Here is a 16,249-nt window from a genome sequence, read left to right as displayed (position 1 = left end):
TCTAAACGGCGCACGCAATCTCGACAGATGAAAAGGCGGATCAAACGCCAACGGCAACGTTAGTCTATCACCCACCTTTCGCTGGTAGTTCTCCTGCGGGGCCAGTGTGGGAGAGAGCGCATGGCGTCGATCGCCCTGATTGACGACGACGAGAACATCCTGACGTCTGTTTCGATAGCGCTCGAGAGCGAGGGCTACGGCGTCACGACCTTCACCGATGGCGCATCAGCGCTCGACGGTATTCTCGCCAAGTCGCCTGACCTTGTCCTGTCCGACGTGAAGATGCCCCGCATGGATGGCGTCGAGCTCCTCCGCCGCCTGCGCGCCGAGAGCTCCGTCCCCTTCATCTTCCTGACCTCCAAGGACGAAGAGATCGACGAAATGCTCGGCCTCACCATGGGTGCCGACGACTATGTCAAAAAGCCGTTCAGCCAGCGCCTCCTGCTCGAGCGGGTCAAGGCGGTCCTCAGGCGCACGACCTCCGCGCCAACCTCAGGCCGCGACGATGCCGACCAGATCATCCGCAGGGGCTCGCTCACCCTCGACCCGCCGCAGCATGCCTGCAGCTGGAAGGGCGAAGGGGTCACCCTGACCGTCACCGAGTTCCTGATCCTTCACTCCCTCGCCCAGCGCCCCGGCTTCGTGAAGTCGCGCGATGCGCTGATGGACGCGGCCTACGATGACCAGGTCTATGTCGATGACCGCACGATCGACAGCCACATCAAGCGTATCCGCAAGAAATTCAGGCAGTTGGACCCAAGCTTCGACGGGATCGAGACCCTCTATGGCGTCGGCTACAAGTATAAGAGCGACTGACGTCACGCGGGGGGCCGAGGCTGCGGAAGCACCGCGGGCTGCTTTTCCGAAGGCGACGAGGATCAAGCTGGCCAAGCCTGCACGGCTTGGCGGGCGCTTCGGCGGCGCGCTGCTCATCGGCAACACGCTCGGGATCATCCTTCTGACCTTCGGCGCCATGGCGATCAGCGCCTATCGCGACGGGCTTCTTACGGCCCGGGTCGAGATGGTCGAACGCCAGGCCGTCCTCGCCCGAGCAGCCGTCTCCGGCGATGCGCTGGCGGCCTGCGGCGGCGGCAGTTGCCTCGATGATCCGATCAAGGCGACCCTCGTCCTCGGCGAAGCCACAGCAGGCTTTGACGGCCGGGTCTCACTCTTCCGGTCCGAGAGCGGCCTTCCTCGTTTCGTTGCCGAAAACGTACCGAAGAATGATCCCTCTCCGGCTGCTGTCCCGATCCCCGACGCCCTTCCCCTGACCTCCATGTCGGGCGGCGTGGGTGAGACAATGACGGGCTGGGTCGAAAAGGTGCTCTTCGAGTGGCCGCTCCGGGGTCGGATTACCGATATGACGATCGAGGACGAGGTCGTTGCGATCTTCAATGGCGCACCGGGCTCTGGGAAGAACCTGCGCTACGACCCCCAGGGCAAGCTCGTCGCATCCATTGCCATCCCAGTGGTGGAAGGTGGTGCGACCCGCGGTCTTGTCGTGGCCGAGAGCCAAGGGATCGACGTCGTCTCGAAGAGGGTCCGCGGCGCTCTCCTGCCGATCATCGTCCTGACCCTCGGGCTTGCCAATTTCTGCGCCCTTGGCCTGACCGCAGCGGTCACGCATCCCCTGCGTCAGCTGGCGATCGCAGCTGAGAAGGTGCGGGCCTCGGTAGGCCGCGCGGGTCAGGTGGAGCTGCCTGACTATGACGCGCGGCGCGACGATGTTGGCCGCCTCTCCCGCGCCTTCAAGGCCATGACCCAGGCCCTCGTGGACAGGATCGAGTCGATCGACAGCTTCGCCGCCGACGTCTCCCACGAACTCAAGAACCCCCTCACCTCGATCAAGAGCGCCATCGAAACTGTCGACAAGTGCAAGACGGACGAGCAGCGCGCGCGCCTGATGGAAGTGATCGCCCTCGACGTCGAGCGCATGGACCGGCTGATCTCCGACATCTCGTCAGCCAGCCGCCTCGATGCGCAGCTCGCGACCGAGACCCGCCACGCGATCAGCGCTTCGAAGCTCGTCGGCGACGTTGCTGGAAGCTACCGCGCAGTGACGGACGCGGGAGGTCCCGTGGTCAATTTCTGGGACGAAACGGACGGCAAGCAGGGCATCTTCGCCGCCCCCGCAGCTCTTGGCCGGGTCGTCAGGAACCTCATCGACAATGCCGTCAGCTTCTCTCCGGGTTCAGGCGCAGTGACAGTCGCGCTTGAGAAGGCCCCCGGTTCGGGCCAGTCTTCGCTGCTTGTCACCGTGAGCGATGAAGGACCCGGCGTGCCGGCTGAGAACCTCGAGAGCATCTTCGACCGTTTCTATACCTCGCGCCCGCAAGGGGCGACGTTTGGCTCGAACTCAGGCCTCGGCCTCGCCATCGCGCGCCAGATCGTCGAGAGCCATGGCGGCCGGATCTGGTGCGAGAATCTGCCGCCCCGCGACCCTGACTTTGACACCTCGCCAGCAGGGGCGCGCTTCCACATTGAACTCCCGGTCCATACCGGGGGCGGTTTTTGAGCGGACTTCACGGAACAGCCCTCGGCATCGCCCTCGACGAAGAAAGCCCCTTGCGCGGGGTCATGCTCGTCGGGCCGCCGGGGTGCGGTAAGTCGAAGCTCGCCGCCGAGCTGATCGCCCACTGCCCCTACCAGCGGACCGGGCTGATCGCGGATGATCTCGTCAAGTTCGACGGCGGCGGATGGGCCGAGCCCCCTGCGACCGGGCCCCTCCTCCATTTGCGCGGCATGGGCATCGCCGAGGTGCGCGAGGCGCCGCCCATGGGCATCGACTTCCTCGTGAAGCTCGGCCCCACGGAGTATGATGAGAGCGAGCCAGCCCTCGACAACGCGCGCGAAGTGCCTGCAGATCCTGAGCACATCACCGCAGCTGGCCTGAGACTGGCGCTCAGGTCTCTTGCATCCGGCCAGTCATTGTGGTGCGGATTTGAACCAGGACCCGACGGTTAAGGAGAACCGCCCGATGATCGGCATCGTGATCGTGACCCACGGCAACCTCGCCAAGGAACTCTTGCAGGCTGCCCTGCATGTGGTGGGGCCCCAGCCAGGAATGCGCGCTGTCTGCATTGGCGCTGACGATGATATGGAGAAGCGCCGCCGGGATATCGTGCGCGCGGCCAAGGAAGCGGGCGGCGACAGGGGCTCGGTCATCCTCACCGACATGTTTGGCGGCACGCCCTCGAACCTTGCCATCGCTGTGATGGAAGAGGCCCAGAGCGAAGTGATCGCCGGGGTGAACCTCCCCATGCTGATCAAGCTCGCGCCTGAAGCCTACCGCCAGATGACCTCGATCGAGGACGCTGTCCGCGATGCCCATGAGGCCGGCCGGAAATACATCTCCGTCGCGTCCTGGGTCCTGAAAGGCGAAGAGGGCGCTGCGTGAGCACCGCCTCGGCAACCGTCACGATCGTCAACATGCGCGGCCTCCATGCGAGGGCCGCTGCCAAGATCTGCGAGACGGCAGCGCCGTTCGAAAGCCGGATCACCCTTTCGAAAGGTGGCACCACCGTTGGTGCCCGCTCCTTAATGGCGCTTCTCATGCTCGGGGCTGGGAAAGGGTCGAGCGTCGATCTTTATGCGGAAGGCCCTGACGCTGAAGAGTCTCTCACCGCGGTGAAAGACCTGATCGAAGCAGGCTTCCACGAAGAGGAGTAGCTCCGCCTGCAGTGGTAATCCGCAGACGGAGCGTGAGGCTTAGCGGTTCCGGTACTGGAACGGCTTGTCGCCGCGCGAGAGGTCCTTGTACCGCTCTTCAAGACGCGACTGGCGGTTCTCGAGGCTTTTCTCCTCGCCTTCGATGAAGACCCGCGAAGGACGGCTCGTCACTTCGAAGGGGTCGCCATCCCAGATCACGACATCAGCCAGCTTGCCGCGCTCGAGCGTCCCAAGGCTCCGGCCAAGACCGAACATCTCCGCAGGCGTGAGAGTCACGGCCCGCATCGCAGCGGCGTAGTCCATGCCGTTCGCCACTGCATTGCCTGCAAGCTGAGGCAGGAGGCGAGCATTGTGCGTGTACCCGATGCCCGCGTCGTAGAAGGCGACGGTAACCCCTGCGTCCGACAGCTTCTGCGCCGCCGTGAGGGTCGCGCCCATCCGCTCGAAGGACTGAGGCAGGTTCGCCAGCGGATTGATCAGCACAGGAACCTCCGCCTCGGCCAGCTCATCGGCCACCCGCCATGCTTCGGTCGCGCCGACCAGCACGACATCGAGATCATAGCGCTCGACAAGCTCCAGCACCCGGCGGATGTCGGAAGCACCGTGCACGCTGATCATCATCAGCTGATCACCCATCGCTGCTGGGACGAGGGCGCTGGCGTCCTCTACCGACAGTCGGTTCTCAGCGCCCGATGCCGCGTAAGCCTCGGGATCGTCATCATACGCGATGGCATCTTCAAGGGCGCGGCGGAAGGTGGCCATGGCCCCCTGCCTGCTGCCGCCCGTCTGGCCCGCGGCGCTTTCGCCAAGGGTTGCGACCTGCGCAGCGCAAGGCTCGACGATGGCGTCAAAGCCGCGCTCCATCGAGATCACCATGCCGCAGCCGCCAAACAGCGTTCCGCCTGCGGAAGGTGTCGTATAGGCCCGGGTGATGCCGCCAGCCCGGGTCACGTCGATGACGGAGCTATCGGCATTGTAGCCGTCCCGTGCATCAAGCGCGGCGGAGAGCGCCATATTGTCCGTGCCTTGATCGTTGGCCTCGCGGACGGCGCCAATCTCGTTGAGACCGATGGCCGACATGGAGACGAAGAAGCCGGGCGTCACAGGCATACCGCCTGCGTCGATCACTTCGGCACTGTCAGGGACATCGAGGTCCTGACCAACACCAACGATACGGCCACCGCGGATCAGGATGGTACCGTCCATAACGACGTCACCATCAGCAGACGTCATATGAAGCTCACCGTTGGTGATGGCGACCGTGTTCGTCTGGGCGAAGGCTGCCGCGCCCAAGGTCAGGGCGGCGGCGGCGGAGAGAAGGGTTTTCAAAAACATTACACGTCCTCCCGACCGGCTTGGCCAAGCTCGAAATCGAAGACCGGCTGGTTCGCAGTGTCCTCGCGGTCAAACATCAGGGCGCCATCGACATAGACCTGCTCCGGTCGTGCGTAGACGGAGAAAGGATCGGTATCCCAGATCACAAAGTCCGCATCCTTGCCCGCTTCGAGCGTGCCGGTCTCATCAATGATACCGGCGGCTTTCGCAGGGTTGGCGGTGATCCAGGTGATCACTTCTTCCGGCTTGAAATCGATGCCGATCTTGCGGCCGTCAGCCATCGCCTTGGCGGCTTCCTGGTTGAGGCGCTGGATGCCGACACCATCATCGGAGTGGATCACCACACAGCCGCCCGGTTGGTTTGCGACGAGCGCTGCATTGGCCCGAACGGAGTCGTAGGCTTCGAACTTGAAGCCCCACCAGTCCGCCCAAACTGCTGCGCATACCTCGTTTTCTGCAAGATAGTCAGCGACCTTGTAGGCTTCGATGGCGTGGTGGAACGTGCCGACCTTGTAGCCGAACTCCTCGGCCATATCGAGGACGTTGACCATCTCGTCACCGCGGTAGCAGTGCATATGGACGATGATATCGCCATCGAGGACGCCCGCTAGGGTTTCCTTGGAAAGGTCACGCGAGGGAGCCTTACCGCCTTCGCCGTCAGCGACTTTTCGTGCGTACCCGTCCCATTCCTGCTTGTAGGCTTTCGCGCCGATCCATGCCTCGCGGTAGCCCTTGAAATTACCCATGCGGGTTGCAGGGCCGCGGCTCGCATAGACCCGTTTGGGGTTCTCGCCGCAGGCCATCTTGATGCCGTAGGGCGCATCTGGGAACTTCATGCCCTGAACCGTCCGTGAGGGAACGTTCTTCAGGGTCACGGTTCGGCCGCCGAAGAGGTTGGCAGAGCCCGGCATCACGTGAAGGCTCGTCACGCCCCCGGCCAGCGCGCGGCCGAAACCCGGGTCCTGGGGGTAGATCGAGTGCTCTGCCCAGACGCCTGCCGTGTTCGGCGAGGTCGCTTCGTTACCGTCCGAGGTCGAACGGTTGGACGGGCTGGGATAGACGCCAAGGTGGCTGTGAAGGTCGATGATGCCCGGTGTGATGATCTTTCCCGTCGCGTCGATCTTGGTGAAGCCCTTCGGTTCGCGGATGTTCGCCGCCGGGCCGACCGAGGCGATCTCACCGTTCATGACCGTGACAACGCCGTTCTCGATCTTCTCACCGGTGCCGGTCAGGATCGTCGCGCCGACGATGATCAGGTTTTCCGATGGGTAGGGCTGATAGGTCGACGGGAAGGGATCCTTGTCCGGGTACGCACTTTTGGTTTCGTCTTCGGAGCCACAGGCAGCCAGCGCCACAGCCCCCACTCCCAACAACAACAGCCTCATCATCTGACGTCCCTTCATTCGACAAGTCCGCGCCTACGTGAAGGAACTCTCCCCGGGCTTCAACGGCGGAACGCTGCCCCTCCCCACCGTGTCCGTGGGGCAAAAGGAGGCACGCTCATGTCCGAAGCCATGACCACCACCGACCACGACAAGATCCGCTCCTGGGCGGAAGCGAGAGGCGGCGAGCCTGCTTTCGTGGGCGAAACGCTCAACGACAGCCAGAGAGGTGTGATCCTCAGGATCAAGTTCCAGGACGAGGACGATCTCGAGACCGTCAGCTGGGACACCTTCTTCGATCACTTTGACGACAAGTCCCTCGCCGCCCTCCTTCAGGAGGAGACCGAGGACGGGTCGAAGAGCCGCTTCATCAAATTCATCGACCGCAGCAACTAAGGAGAGCCCCCAATGCGCGAACTTCCCATGCAAGACGACAGCACCATGGACCGCTACCGCGACTTCCGCACCGACGACGAGGCGCGGACGCAGGCCACCGTCGAGAAGGCCGAGGAGGCTAAGGACTCCGAAGCCAAAAAGGACGACAGCGAGGACTGATCAGCCGAGTTGGAAGACTTTCTGAGGCGCGAGCGTCAGGCCGTCGAGACGGCAAAGCGCGACCTCGCCCTCATCGCTCTCGGCGAGCACGGTTTCGAGCTCGCCGGAGTGACCGGCGCGCAGTACCTTCGCCCGGTTCGGGGTCAAAACGATCCCCTGCCCTGAACGGAGACGCGATGCTTCGAAGGGGGCGACCTTCTCTTTGGGATACTCAGCCATCGCCTCACCAATCGGTACGAGGCAGCCATCGAAGCGCTCATGGTCACGCTGCTCAGGCGTCAGGCGCACATCATCGGCAACGCCGGTGACCTCTTCTGCCGTGATCGCCTGATCCTCCGTGAAGGGCCCCACCGCCGTACGCCTCAACGCCGAGACGTGGGCGACCGTGCCAAGCTTCTCCGCCATGTCCCTGACGAGCGCCCGCACATAGGTGCCTTTGCCCACCACCGCCTCGAAGACCGCGTGGTCCGCGTCAGGCATCTCGACGAGGCGCAGGTCTTCAATATCCACCTCGCGGGGCTTCAGCTTCACCTCTTCCCCGTCGCGGGCGAGGTCATAGGCGCGCTCACCATTCACCAAGATCGCCGAGAATTGCGGCGGAACCTGCTCGATGGTCCCCGTAAAGTCAGGAAGGATCGCCTCGATAGCTGCGCGGTCAGGGCGGACATCTGACTCCTCAGCGACTTCGCCCTCGAGGTCATCGGTGGTGGTCCGAACACCCCACCGCGCGGTGAAGCGGTAGGTCTTGAGCCCGTCCTGCACGAAGGGGACGGTCTTCGTCGCCTCGCCGAACGCAATCGGCAGGATACCCGTCGCCAACGGATCGAGCGTGCCCGCATGGCCTGCTTTCTGGGCATCGGCGAACCAGCGCATCCGGGACACTGCCTCGGTGCTGCCGACATCGTAGCCCTTGTCGAGAATAAGCCAGCCGTGGACCTTCCGGCCCTTTTTCCGCCGCGCCATGCGCCTCGTCTCCAGACAAAAAGAAAGGGCCGGGGGCTATGCCCCAGACCCTCTTTCGTCAAGCGCTGGCGTGCCCGTTAGGCGCGCGGCTCAACATCATAGCCGTAGCTGCGCAGGAGGCGCGGCAGGTCGTTGGCGCTTTCGCGTTCATCCATCGAGGAGAGCACGGCGCGGTTGAACATGGCCGGCATGGTGAACCAGCTGCCGCCATCCTTCCAGCGCATGACAAGGCTCGGCTCAGCGCTTTCGGCAGCGAAACCGACCTCGAAATCCTCGTGCTCAAAGCCCGGGAACAGGCGGATGGTGGCTTCGCTCGAAACCAGCGGCGCGCTTGCAATCGGCGTGAGGCCGGTTACCGGCTCTTCTTCAACGGCGTCGGGCAGCGTGCCCTCGACCGAAGCTTTCACAGCCTCGAACTCCTGCTGGAGATCCGAATCGTCGTCCTTCTTACGCCGGAAAAACATGCCACCCTCCAAATGCCCTCACGCGAGCCCATCGCGCAGAACGTGTCTCTTTGCACCCTACGTTAACAATTCGAAGGGGTGAGCGCTAGGGCCGCCTGGCATTTATTCTGTCGCAGAATGTCACCGCGGATCGCGCAGCAACTCCGAGATGCGATCTGCGTGATCGAAGCTTTCGTCCTTGCGGAACCTCAGTTCAGGCAGGAACTTGAGAGCCAGCTTCGGGCCGAGCGCGTGACGGATCTTCGGTGCCGCAGCGTTCAACTTCTCCACAGCACCGTCGACATCGATCCCGCCTAGGGTCGTGACGAAGACGTTGGCGTGCTTGAGATCGGGCGAGGCCTGAACCTCGGTGACGGTGATGTTGAGCCCTTCGAGGGTCTGCTCATGGACTTCGCCGCGCTGGAGCGCCTGGGCGAGTTCGTGCCGGATCAGCTCCCCCGCGCGCAGCTGGCGCTGGGAAGGGCCTTTGGATGTCTGTGAAAAGCGTGATGCCATGGGAGGAGAGCTAGGCGCCGACTGCCCTTTTCGCAACCTGCGATGGAGATGCGCCTAGCGGACGTGGATGCCGCATTCGGCCTTGTCCGACGACGACCAGCGGCCAGCCCGGACATCTTCGCCGTCGCCCACCGGCCGGGTGCATGGCCAGCAGCCGATCGAGGGATAACCCTGCTCGACCAGGGGATGCTGCGGGATCTCGTGCAGCTCCATGTAAGACGCCACGTCGTCCCGGGACCAGCTGACCAGCGGGTTTACTTTGAAGTGCTTCCCGTTCCATTCGAACGCCGGAAGGCTCACACGCTCCCCGCCATGAAACGCCTTGCGTCCCGTGACCCAGGCTCCGAACCCGTCAAGCGCGGTCTTCAGGGGACGGACTTTCCTCAAGTCACAGCAGGCATCGGTATCCCGGCGCCAGAGGTCGCCATGCGGATCGATTTCAGCCGCCTCGCCCCCATCCGGCCGAATGTCCCGGACGTCCGTCAGGCCAAGCTTTGACGCCAGCTTCCGTCGGTAGCTCAAGGTCTGGGCGAAATGCTTCTGGGTATCGAGGAACACCACGGGTACGGACGGATCGACCCTGCTCGCCAGATGGAGGAGCACAGCGGACTCCGCACCGAAGGAGCTGACGAGCGCGATCTCCTCCGTGAAGGCATGGCGGATGGCATGATCGAGGATCGCCTCGGCATCCGCGCCGTGAAACTCACGGGCGAGGCGCCGGGCGCAGTCCTCTGGTGTCTCAGCGGCCGGGACAACCGCGAGGTGCGTGGTCATGCCTTGCCCCGCCTGAGCGCAAAGGCCGGCTCTTCCCGAACCGGGCGCTGATACGCGAACCGGTAGGAAGAGAGAGTCGCGCGGAAGTCTTCGGCGCGGCTTTCGTCGGTGATCTCGACCTTATCCGCACCCAGACGATGGAGCATCAATGCCTGGTCGGGGATGACGTGGCCCGCCACGCGGATCTCTCCAGTGAAACCGTGGCGCTCCCGCAGCACGCGCACTTGGGTAAAGGCGCGCCCATCCTTGAAAGCAGGAAGCTCCAGCCGGAGAGACGATACGCCTTCAAGAGCAAGCTCTTCCGTCATCAGATCAATATCATTGGCCAGCGCAAGATCGGCCTCTGGCGCTTCAGCGATGTCGCCGGCCCTAAGATCAAGCAGCTTCGGCATAGAGCGCCTCCTTGAAAGGTTCCGCGCCGAGGCGGCGATAGGCATCGATGAAGCGTTCGTCTGCTGACTGACGGAGATCGAGATAGCGACTGATCACGCGCTCGACGGCATCAACCACTTCGTCCGTAGAAAGACCACGCCCGACGACCTCGCCGATCGACGCTCTCTCATCGGCCGAGCCGCCGAGGGTCAGCTGGTAGAACTCCTCCCCTTTCTTATCGACGCCAAGAATCCCGATATGGCCCACATGGTGGTGCCCGCAGGCATTGATGCAGCCGGAGATCTTGATCTTCAGCTCACCGATCTCCGATTGCGCGTCGATGTCTTCGAAGCGCTCCTGGATACGGTTCGCCACCGGGATCGAGCGCGTGTTGGCGAGGTTGCAATAGTCGAGCCCCGGGCAGGCAATGATGTCGGACAAAAGCCCCGCATTGGCGGTCGCGAGGCCTGCATCATCAAGCTCCTGATAGACTGCATAAAGATCATCAAGCGCCAGATGCGGAAGGACCATATTCTGCTCATGGGTCGTCCTGACGTCGCTATAGCCAAAGCGCTCTGCGATGTCCGCAAGGACCTCGAGTTGCGTGTCCGTGATGTCGCCCGGAGGCGCACCCGTAGGCTTCAGCGAGACGGTCGCTGAGACATAACCTTCTTCCTTGTGCGGATGGAGGTTGTGCCTGACCCAACGGGCGAAATCCTTGTCTGACGCCAAAGCATTGTCGAAGGCTTCGCTCGCCCCTGCCCGCTCAGGCAAGGCAGGCGGTGCGAAATAGCCCGCAATCCGCGCGCGCTCTTCTTCGGGCAAGTCGATCGATCCGCCGGGGCCCATGGCGCGGAAGTGCTCGAACTCCCGCTCCACAGCGGCGCGAAAATCGTCGAGACCCATCTCGCTGACGAGGATCTTGATCCGCGCCTTGTACATATTGTCCCGGCGTCCGTAGACATTGTAGACGCGCAAGATCGCTTCGAGGTAGGACAGAAGCTCTGCCTGCGGAAGAAAATCGTGCAGCCATTCGCCGATCATGGGCGTTCGGCCTTGGCCACCACCCACAAGCACCTTGTAGCCCGGCTCGCCAGCATCGTTCTTCACGAGCTGGAGACCAATGTCATGGACCTGGATCGCGGCACGGTCATGCTCCGTCGCGCTCACGGCGATCTTGAATTTCCTTGGCAGGAAGGTGAATTCCGGGTGGAAGGTCGACCACTGACGGATCACCTCACAGGTGATGCGCGGGTCTTCGACCTCGCCCTGGGCAGCGCCTGCGAAGTGATCGGTCGTCGTGTTCCTGATGCAGTTGCCGCTCGTCTGGATGGCGTGCATCTCGGCCTCTGCGAGGCGTTCGAGAATATCCGGCGTGTCGGCGAGCTTCGGCCAGTTGAACTGGAAGTTCTGCCGTGTGCTGACATGCGCGTAGCCCTTATCATAATCCCGGGCGATCGAGGCCAGCACCCGCAATTGATCAGGGTTCAGCGTACCGTAGGGAACGGCTACCCGCAGCATATAGGCATGGAGCTGTAGATAGAGACCATTCATCAGCCTGAGCGGCTTGAACTCGTCCTCGGTGATCGCGCCTGAGACCCTGCGTTCGACCTGACGGCGGAACTCGGATACCCGGTCGCGCACGATGGCGCGGTCGATGTCGTCATAGCGGTACATGGGTCAGCGTTCCTCCGCCTGACGGCCGAACTCGGGATGGATGGTCGGGCCGCGGTCGCGGATCGTCTCGCGAAGCCGTCCGCGCCCTGACGGGCTGAGGTCCGGCTCGACATCCATAAGGTAGGGACCGACCGCCGCTTTTTCGTCAGCGAAAGCCTTCTCAAGTGCGGTGAGGGCATCGGAACCCTCCACCGCGAGTGCGTCAGACAGGTCCTCCGTCCAAAGATCACCCTTGGACCAATAGATGACCGCGCCGGTGAAGAGGTCATTGGCCGTGACCACTTTCAGGCCCTGGTTCTTCCCCTTCTTGACGCCGCCGGTGGCGATCTTCACGACGTCGGCGCTCATGCTGCAATCTCCTGCCTTGCCAGCGAAAGGAGCTCTTCGCCCTTCGCCTTCGCGGCGACATCACCAATCACAAGAAGTCCGGGTGCGGAGATCTGATCGGCCGCCTCGCCTAGCGTTGCGAGGTCCGCGCGAATAATCCGTTCGGTCGGCAGCGTTCCGTTGGCAATCACCGCTGCGGGGGTCGAGGCATCGAGCCCGCCGCGCATCAGGTCGGCTGCAACATCGCCTGCGCGCCGGACGCCCATATAAACGGCAATCGTTCCGCCTACGGAGGCCAGTGCCTTCCAGTCGATATCCGGCGCACCGCCGCCACCGGCTTCTGCGGTGACGAACGTTACCGACTGGCTGAGGCCCCGGTGGGTGAGCGGCAGCTCGGCCCGCGCGGCGCAACCCGTGGCTGCTGTGATGCCGGGAATGACCGATGCTTCGACTCCGGCGGCTTCGAGCACTTCCAACTCCTCGCCCCCGCGGCCGAAAATGAAGGGGTCACCGCCCTTGAGGCGGACGACACGCTTGCCCGCTTGGGCGAGCTCTACCATCAGTGCACCGATTTCAGGTTGGGGCAGCGCATGGTTCGCGCGCTTCTTGCCCACATAAATGCGCTCTGCATCCCGGCGGCAAAGCGCGAGGACTTCGTCAGAGACCAGCGCATCGTGGAGAATAACATCAGCCTCCTGACAGACACGCAGTGCCTTCAGCGTCAGGAGCTCAGGGTCACCCGGACCCGCGCCAACGATATGCACATGGCCCGGCGTCTCGCCGCGCAGCTCCTCCGAGAAGAGCGCTTCAGCACGGGTCTCATCGCGGGAGAGAACGGCATCGCTCGCTGCGCCCGAGAAGAACCGCTCCCAAAAGGCCCGGCGCTTCTGCGGCTCGAGGGCTTCAGCCACCCGGCCGCGCCGCTCCTTGGCGAAGGCGATCACCTCGCCGAGGCGCGCAGGCAGCATCGCTTCCAGCTTCTCCCGCAGCCTGCGCCCCAGAACTGGGGTTGCACCGCCTGTCGAAATGCCGATCACGAGGTCGCCTCGCTCGACGATCGAGGGGATCACCACATCGCAGAGGTGGGGCATGTCCACGGCGTTGACCGGCACCCCGTGGGCGCGGCCAAGCTTGGCGACGCGCTCGTCCTCGGCCTCGTCACCGGTTGCCGCGACCACCAGCCTGATATTTTCTCTAAAGGCGGTGTCACTTATTGGCTCGGTGCGGAGAATAAGACGGTCAGAGAGCTCACGAGCAAGGGGACCGTCCTCGGAGGCATGATAGGCCACGATCCGCGCGCCGGAGGGAAGAAGCAGCCGCGCTTTGCGCACGGCCAGTTCGCCTCCTCCGCTGATCAGCACCGTCTGCCCCTGAAGGTCCATAAAGGCCGGGAAGTACCGCATGATTAGAAAACCTATTCAATCTCGTTCGAAGCGCCTATGTGTGCCCGCCAGACCGGCAAGGCAAACGATTGTTCGTCGGGTATCGCGTTAGGTTTCCTCAAGGGCTACGATTTATGCGCAAGCTTCCTCCCCTCAACGCCCTCCGCGCTTTCGAAGCGGCGGCCAGGCACCTTAGTTTTTCTCGCGCAGCTGATGAGCTGTCCGTGACCCCCGGCGCGATCAGCCAGCAGATGCGGATCCTCGAAGGCTGGCTCGGCAGCCCGCTCTTCAAGCGCGACCCCAAGGGGCTGCAGCTGACAGAAGCTGGCATCGCTGCACTGCCGCACATGCGAGAGGGTTTCGACCGTCTCGCTACCGGAACGAGACTGATGCAGGCAGGCACTGGCCCATCAAAGATCACCGTCTCCGTAGCGCCGTCCTTTGCCTCGAAATGGCTGGTGCCGCGCCTCGACCAGTTCCAGGAGCAGCGGCCCGACCTCGATGTCTATGTCCACGCCGATATGGAGGTGGTGGATTTCGCCACCGCCGATGTCGACGTCGCCATCCGCTTCGGGAGAGGCAATTATGAAGGCCTGATGGCAGAGCGCCTCCTGACGGAGAGCATCGTGCCGGTCTGCGCGCCGGGCCTTCCCACCGAGGAAGCACCGCTGGAGAAGCCCGAGGATCTCGCGAACCACACGCTGATCCACGACGACAGCGAGCGCGACGGCGTGGCCAGCTGGGCCATGTGGCTGCGCGCTGCAGGGGTCGAAGCTGGCGGCGAGCGGGGCCCGCGCTTCAACCAGTCATCGCTGGTGATCGAGGCCGCCGTCGCCGGGAAAGGCGTCGCCCTTGCCCGCTACGCGCTCGCCGTCGCAGACCTAGAGGCCGCGCGTCTCGTGGTTCCTTTCGGTCACGAAACGCCTACGGACTTTGCTTATTGGGTCGTCTACCCGGAGGCGAAAGCCGCCCTGCCCGACGTGAAGGCGTTTATTGATTGGGTGAAGAACGAAGCCCGTCCGCTGGAGAAGCATCGCTGACGCCAGCCTTCTGGAGCTCAGGCTTCAGCCGTCCTGTCATGGCCAGGAAAAACATCCGGTAGTCGCTCATCAGCGACCAGAACGGGTAGGTGAAGGTCGCAGGCTTGTTCCGCTCCACGAAGGCATGGCTGACCCAAGCGAAGCCGTAGCCAAGGAGCGGCACGAGGAGGATCAGAAGCCAGTTGCCCGTGACCACCGCCGCGGCAATCGCGATCAGGCCGAGGCCTGTGCCGATGTAATGGTAGAGACGCGTGCCCGGCTTGGCGTGCTCACGCAGGTAATGGGGCCAGAACTGCTCGAAGGTCGTGTACTGCCGCATGGGTCACTCCTCCCGGTTTTTCCGGAAGGGTAGCAGGACCCGCGCGGTAGACCAATCAGGCGTCGTCGTCCTTCTTGCGGAACACCGCGAGAGCGAGGCCTGTGAGCAGTAGGCCGCCGCCGACAAACCCGACAAGCGTCGCGATGCCGAGGAAGACCGGGCCAACCTCTTCGTCCCCCGTCGCGGCGCCGATCTGCTGCCCGAAGAAGTAAAGGCCTGCGGCCACGAACAGGACGATGACGCCGGCGACCAGCATACCGCCGCGGCTGTTGCCGTCCTCCCGCCCAAGATGAGCGAGGAGCTTGGGGTCGATCGGCTGGCCTGACTGCGCCAGTGCCTTGATCGTTTCGTTGTTCGAACGAACCTTCATGAAGGAAAAGAACGATCCGATCAGGATGATCAGAATGACGAAGCCAAAGACTCCGATCGGTGCGCCGTGAAAGATATCCATTGCCGTCCCTCTCCCTAAAAGGCCGCTTCAACCTGACAGGAAGGTAAGAACCGTCTCAGCCCTGCGCAAGACTGCTTTGCGCTGGCTTGAGGCCGAGCTTCTGGAAGAGCGCGGCGTCGCTCTTTGGCTCGGGGTTCGGCGTCGTCAGGAGGGCGTCGCCGACGAAGATGGAGTTGGCCCCCGCGAGGAACGCCAGCGCCTGGGTCTCATCGGACATCTCTTCGCGTCCTGCCGAGAGCCTCACGACGCTTTCCGGCATGGTGATCCGGCAGACGGCAATGGTGCGCACAAGTTCAATCGGCTCGACGGGCTCGGCCATGGCCAAGGGCGTCCCTTCGATCTGGACCAGTGCGTTGATCGGCACGCTGCCGGGATGCTCGGGCAAGGTGGCGAGAGTGTGGACAAAGCTCACCCGGTCGGCGCGGGTCTCACCAAGGCCGAGGATACCGCCGCAACAGGTTTGCATCCCTGACTTCCTGACGGCCTCCAGCGTCTCGAGGCGATCCTTGAAGGTCCGTGTGGTGATGACTTCGGAATAGTGCTCTTCCGAGGTGTCGATATTGTGGTTGTAGAAATCGAGGCCCGCTTCCTTGAGTGCCACGGCTTGGGTCTCCGTCAGCATGCCGAGGGTCATGCAGGTCTCAAGCCCCATCTCCTTCACGCCGCGGATCATCTCCGTCAACGCAGGCATGTCCCGTTCCTTGGGCGAGCGCCACGCCGCACCCATGCAGAAGCGTGTCGCGCCATTTTCCTTCGCGCGCTTCGCGTCGGCCAGGACCTCATCCGTGGCCATCAGCTTGGAAGCCTTCAGCCCCGTGTCGAACTTCGCTGACTGGCTGCAATAGCCGCAATCCTCGGGACAGCCGCCGGTCTTGATCGAGAGGAGCTGCGCCGCTTCGATCTCGGTCGGGTCGAAGGTTTCGCGGTGGATGTTCGCCGCACGGAACAGAAGCTCCGAGAACGGAAGATCAAAAAGACCCGCGATTTCCTCGCGGGTCCAATCGGTTCTCACACTACGGGGTAGATCGAGCGGCATCGGGGGGA

Annotated in this window: 21 protein-coding genes; 8 read left to right on the top strand and 13 right to left on the bottom strand. The window is 63.4% G+C overall.

Translation table 11 applies throughout. The annotated features are described in order from the left end of the window. Positions 1-120: 120 nt before the first annotated feature. From HK107_RS05555 to HK107_RS05535, 5 genes are read left to right on the top strand one after another with little or no spacing between them, the layout of a single operon-like run. Positions 121-816, top strand: a complete 696-nt coding sequence (locus HK107_RS05555; protein WP_173197484.1) for a response regulator transcription factor — start codon at positions 121-123, stop codon at positions 814-816. Then, the gene (locus HK107_RS05550; protein WP_173197482.1) at positions 785-2,515 is read left to right on the top strand and encodes a sensor histidine kinase; all 1,731 of its coding nucleotides are present in this window, start codon (positions 785-787) and stop codon (positions 2,513-2,515) included. The genes HK107_RS05555 and HK107_RS05550 overlap by 32 nt, the downstream gene beginning before the upstream one ends. Next, complete coding sequence (locus tag HK107_RS05545) at positions 2,512-2,964, top strand: hypothetical protein (RefSeq protein ID WP_173197480.1); 453 nt, start codon at positions 2,512-2,514, stop codon at positions 2,962-2,964. Before HK107_RS05550 ends, HK107_RS05545 begins: the two co-directional genes overlap by 4 nt. 13 nt (positions 2,965-2,977) lie before the next feature. Continuing rightward, positions 2,978-3,397 carry a PTS sugar transporter subunit IIA gene (locus tag HK107_RS05540; protein WP_173197478.1) on the top strand — a complete coding sequence of 140 codons (420 nt, stop codon included), beginning with the start codon at positions 2,978-2,980 and terminating at the stop codon, positions 3,395-3,397. Further along, entirely contained in the window at positions 3,394-3,669 is a 276-nt protein-coding gene (locus HK107_RS05535) for an HPr family phosphocarrier protein (RefSeq protein ID WP_198912307.1), read from the top strand. The genes HK107_RS05540 and HK107_RS05535 overlap by 4 nt, the downstream gene beginning before the upstream one ends. A 39-nt stretch (positions 3,670-3,708) precedes the next feature. Here HK107_RS05535 and HK107_RS05530 read toward each other — a convergent pair whose 3' ends face one another. Together HK107_RS05530 and HK107_RS05525 are read right to left on the bottom strand one after the other, a co-directional pair. Further along, positions 3,709-5,004, bottom strand: a complete 1,296-nt coding sequence (locus tag HK107_RS05530) for an amidohydrolase family protein (protein ID WP_173197476.1) — start codon at positions 5,002-5,004, stop codon at positions 3,709-3,711. Next, positions 5,004-6,407: an amidohydrolase gene (locus HK107_RS05525; protein ID WP_456299595.1), complete on the bottom strand. Its 1,404-nt coding sequence runs from the start codon at positions 6,405-6,407 to the stop codon at positions 5,004-5,006. The genes HK107_RS05530 and HK107_RS05525 overlap by 1 nt, the downstream gene beginning before the upstream one ends. A gap of 99 nt (positions 6,408-6,506) precedes the next feature. On the opposite strand from HK107_RS05525, the gene HK107_RS05520 reads away from it, so the two are divergent. Both HK107_RS05520 and HK107_RS05515 read left to right on the top strand, forming a co-directional pair. Then, complete coding sequence (locus HK107_RS05520; RefSeq protein ID WP_173197474.1) at positions 6,507-6,782, top strand: hypothetical protein; 276 nt, start codon at positions 6,507-6,509, stop codon at positions 6,780-6,782. Between the two features lie 12 nt (positions 6,783-6,794). Then, positions 6,795-6,941: a hypothetical protein gene (locus tag HK107_RS05515; RefSeq protein ID WP_173197472.1), complete on the top strand. Its 147-nt coding sequence runs from the start codon at positions 6,795-6,797 to the stop codon at positions 6,939-6,941. On the opposite strand, the gene truB is transcribed toward HK107_RS05515, so the two are convergent. The 8 genes from truB to cysG form a co-directional block, all read right to left on the bottom strand. Beyond that, entirely contained in the window at positions 6,942-7,904 is a 963-nt protein-coding gene (gene truB, locus HK107_RS05510) for a tRNA pseudouridine(55) synthase TruB (RefSeq protein WP_173197470.1), read from the bottom strand. Between the two features lie 77 nt (positions 7,905-7,981). Continuing rightward, positions 7,982-8,368, bottom strand: coding sequence for a hypothetical protein (locus HK107_RS05505; RefSeq protein WP_173197468.1), 387 nt, complete (start codon positions 8,366-8,368; stop codon positions 7,982-7,984). Between the two features lie 120 nt (positions 8,369-8,488). Further along, positions 8,489-8,863 (bottom strand): 30S ribosome-binding factor RbfA, encoded by a 375-nt coding sequence (rbfA, locus tag HK107_RS05500; protein ID WP_173197466.1) that lies wholly within the window; start codon positions 8,861-8,863, stop codon positions 8,489-8,491. A gap of 54 nt (positions 8,864-8,917) precedes the next feature. Beyond that, positions 8,918-9,637 carry a phosphoadenylyl-sulfate reductase gene (locus tag HK107_RS05495; RefSeq protein WP_173197464.1) on the bottom strand — a complete coding sequence of 240 codons (720 nt, stop codon included), beginning with the start codon at positions 9,635-9,637 and terminating at the stop codon, positions 8,918-8,920. Next, positions 9,634-10,029 (bottom strand): DUF934 domain-containing protein, encoded by a 396-nt coding sequence (locus HK107_RS05490; RefSeq protein WP_173197462.1) that lies wholly within the window; start codon positions 10,027-10,029, stop codon positions 9,634-9,636. Before HK107_RS05490 ends, HK107_RS05495 begins: the two co-directional genes overlap by 4 nt. Next, the gene (locus HK107_RS05485; RefSeq protein ID WP_173197460.1) at positions 10,013-11,686 is read right to left on the bottom strand and encodes a nitrite/sulfite reductase; all 1,674 of its coding nucleotides are present in this window, start codon (positions 11,684-11,686) and stop codon (positions 10,013-10,015) included. Before HK107_RS05485 ends, HK107_RS05490 begins: the two co-directional genes overlap by 17 nt. Positions 11,687-11,689: 3 nt before the next feature. After that, entirely contained in the window at positions 11,690-12,034 is a 345-nt protein-coding gene (locus HK107_RS05480) for a DUF2849 domain-containing protein (RefSeq protein WP_173197458.1), read from the bottom strand. After that, positions 12,031-13,416 carry a siroheme synthase CysG gene (gene cysG, locus HK107_RS05475; protein WP_173197456.1) on the bottom strand — a complete coding sequence of 462 codons (1,386 nt, stop codon included), beginning with the start codon at positions 13,414-13,416 and terminating at the stop codon, positions 12,031-12,033. Before cysG ends, HK107_RS05480 begins: the two co-directional genes overlap by 4 nt. A 113-nt stretch (positions 13,417-13,529) precedes the next feature. On the opposite strand from cysG, the gene gcvA reads away from it, so the two are divergent. Further along, on the top strand, positions 13,530-14,435 hold the full coding sequence (gene gcvA, locus HK107_RS05470) for a transcriptional regulator GcvA (protein ID WP_173197454.1): 906 nt from the start codon (positions 13,530-13,532) through the stop codon (positions 14,433-14,435). Here the strand turns inward: gcvA and HK107_RS05465 are convergent. From HK107_RS05465 to bioB, 3 genes are read right to left on the bottom strand one after another with little or no spacing between them, the layout of a single operon-like run. After that, positions 14,386-14,754 (bottom strand): DUF962 domain-containing protein, encoded by a 369-nt coding sequence (locus tag HK107_RS05465; RefSeq protein ID WP_173197452.1) that lies wholly within the window; start codon positions 14,752-14,754, stop codon positions 14,386-14,388. The genes gcvA and HK107_RS05465 overlap by 50 nt on opposite strands. 55 nt (positions 14,755-14,809) lie before the next feature. Further along, positions 14,810-15,205 carry a hypothetical protein gene (locus tag HK107_RS05460; RefSeq protein ID WP_173197450.1) on the bottom strand — a complete coding sequence of 132 codons (396 nt, stop codon included), beginning with the start codon at positions 15,203-15,205 and terminating at the stop codon, positions 14,810-14,812. Positions 15,206-15,260: 55 nt separating this feature from the next. After that, complete coding sequence (bioB, locus tag HK107_RS05455; RefSeq protein WP_173197448.1) at positions 15,261-16,241, bottom strand: biotin synthase BioB; 981 nt, start codon at positions 16,239-16,241, stop codon at positions 15,261-15,263. Between the last annotated feature and the right edge of the window lie 8 nt (positions 16,242-16,249).

This window comes from Parvularcula mediterranea (assembly GCF_013085255.1).
Taxonomy (GTDB): Bacteria; Pseudomonadota; Alphaproteobacteria; order Caulobacterales; family Parvularculaceae; genus Parvularcula; species Parvularcula mediterranea.
This window is presented reverse-complemented; position numbering and strand designations above follow the sequence as displayed.

Bases quoted from the DNA above. Each gene is read 5' to 3' on its own strand.
- HK107_RS05550 (WP_173197482.1), top strand. From the start codon at position 785: ATGGCGTCGGCTACAAGTATAAGAGCGACTGACGTCACGCGGGGGGCC.
- HK107_RS05530 (WP_173197476.1), bottom strand. From the start codon at position 5,004: ATGTTTTTGAAAACCCTTCTCTCCGCCGCCGCCGCCCTGACCTTGGGC.
- HK107_RS05540 (WP_173197478.1), top strand. From the start codon at position 2,978: ATGATCGGCATCGTGATCGTGACCCACGGCAACCTCGCCAAGGAACTC.
- HK107_RS05520 (WP_173197474.1), top strand. From the start codon at position 6,507: ATGTCCGAAGCCATGACCACCACCGACCACGACAAGATCCGCTCCTGG.
- HK107_RS05465 (WP_173197452.1), bottom strand. From the start codon at position 14,754: ATGCGGCAGTACACGACCTTCGAGCAGTTCTGGCCCCATTACCTGCGT.
- HK107_RS05525 (WP_456299595.1), bottom strand. From the start codon at position 6,407: ATGAAGGGACGTCAGATGATGAGGCTGTTGTTGTTGGGAGTGGGGGCT.
- cysG (WP_173197456.1), bottom strand. From the start codon at position 13,416: ATGCGGTACTTCCCGGCCTTTATGGACCTTCAGGGGCAGACGGTGCTG.
- HK107_RS05460 (WP_173197450.1), bottom strand. From the start codon at position 15,205: ATGGATATCTTTCACGGCGCACCGATCGGAGTCTTTGGCTTCGTCATT.
- rbfA (WP_173197466.1), bottom strand. From the start codon at position 8,863: ATGGCATCACGCTTTTCACAGACATCCAAAGGCCCTTCCCAGCGCCAG.
- HK107_RS05555 (WP_173197484.1), top strand. From the start codon at position 121: ATGGCGTCGATCGCCCTGATTGACGACGACGAGAACATCCTGACGTCT.
- bioB (WP_173197448.1), bottom strand. From the start codon at position 16,241: ATGCCGCTCGATCTACCCCGTAGTGTGAGAACCGATTGGACCCGCGAG.
- HK107_RS05485 (WP_173197460.1), bottom strand. From the start codon at position 11,686: ATGTACCGCTATGACGACATCGACCGCGCCATCGTGCGCGACCGGGTA.
- HK107_RS05495 (WP_173197464.1), bottom strand. From the start codon at position 9,637: ATGACCACGCACCTCGCGGTTGTCCCGGCCGCTGAGACACCAGAGGAC.
- HK107_RS05480 (WP_173197458.1), bottom strand. From the start codon at position 12,034: ATGAGCGCCGACGTCGTGAAGATCGCCACCGGCGGCGTCAAGAAGGGG.
- HK107_RS05490 (WP_173197462.1), bottom strand. From the start codon at position 10,029: ATGCCGAAGCTGCTTGATCTTAGGGCCGGCGACATCGCTGAAGCGCCA.
- gcvA (WP_173197454.1), top strand. From the start codon at position 13,530: ATGCGCAAGCTTCCTCCCCTCAACGCCCTCCGCGCTTTCGAAGCGGCG.
- truB (WP_173197470.1), bottom strand. From the start codon at position 7,904: ATGGCGCGGCGGAAAAAGGGCCGGAAGGTCCACGGCTGGCTTATTCTC.
- HK107_RS05515 (WP_173197472.1), top strand. From the start codon at position 6,795: ATGCGCGAACTTCCCATGCAAGACGACAGCACCATGGACCGCTACCGC.
- HK107_RS05505 (WP_173197468.1), bottom strand. From the start codon at position 8,368: ATGTTTTTCCGGCGTAAGAAGGACGACGATTCGGATCTCCAGCAGGAG.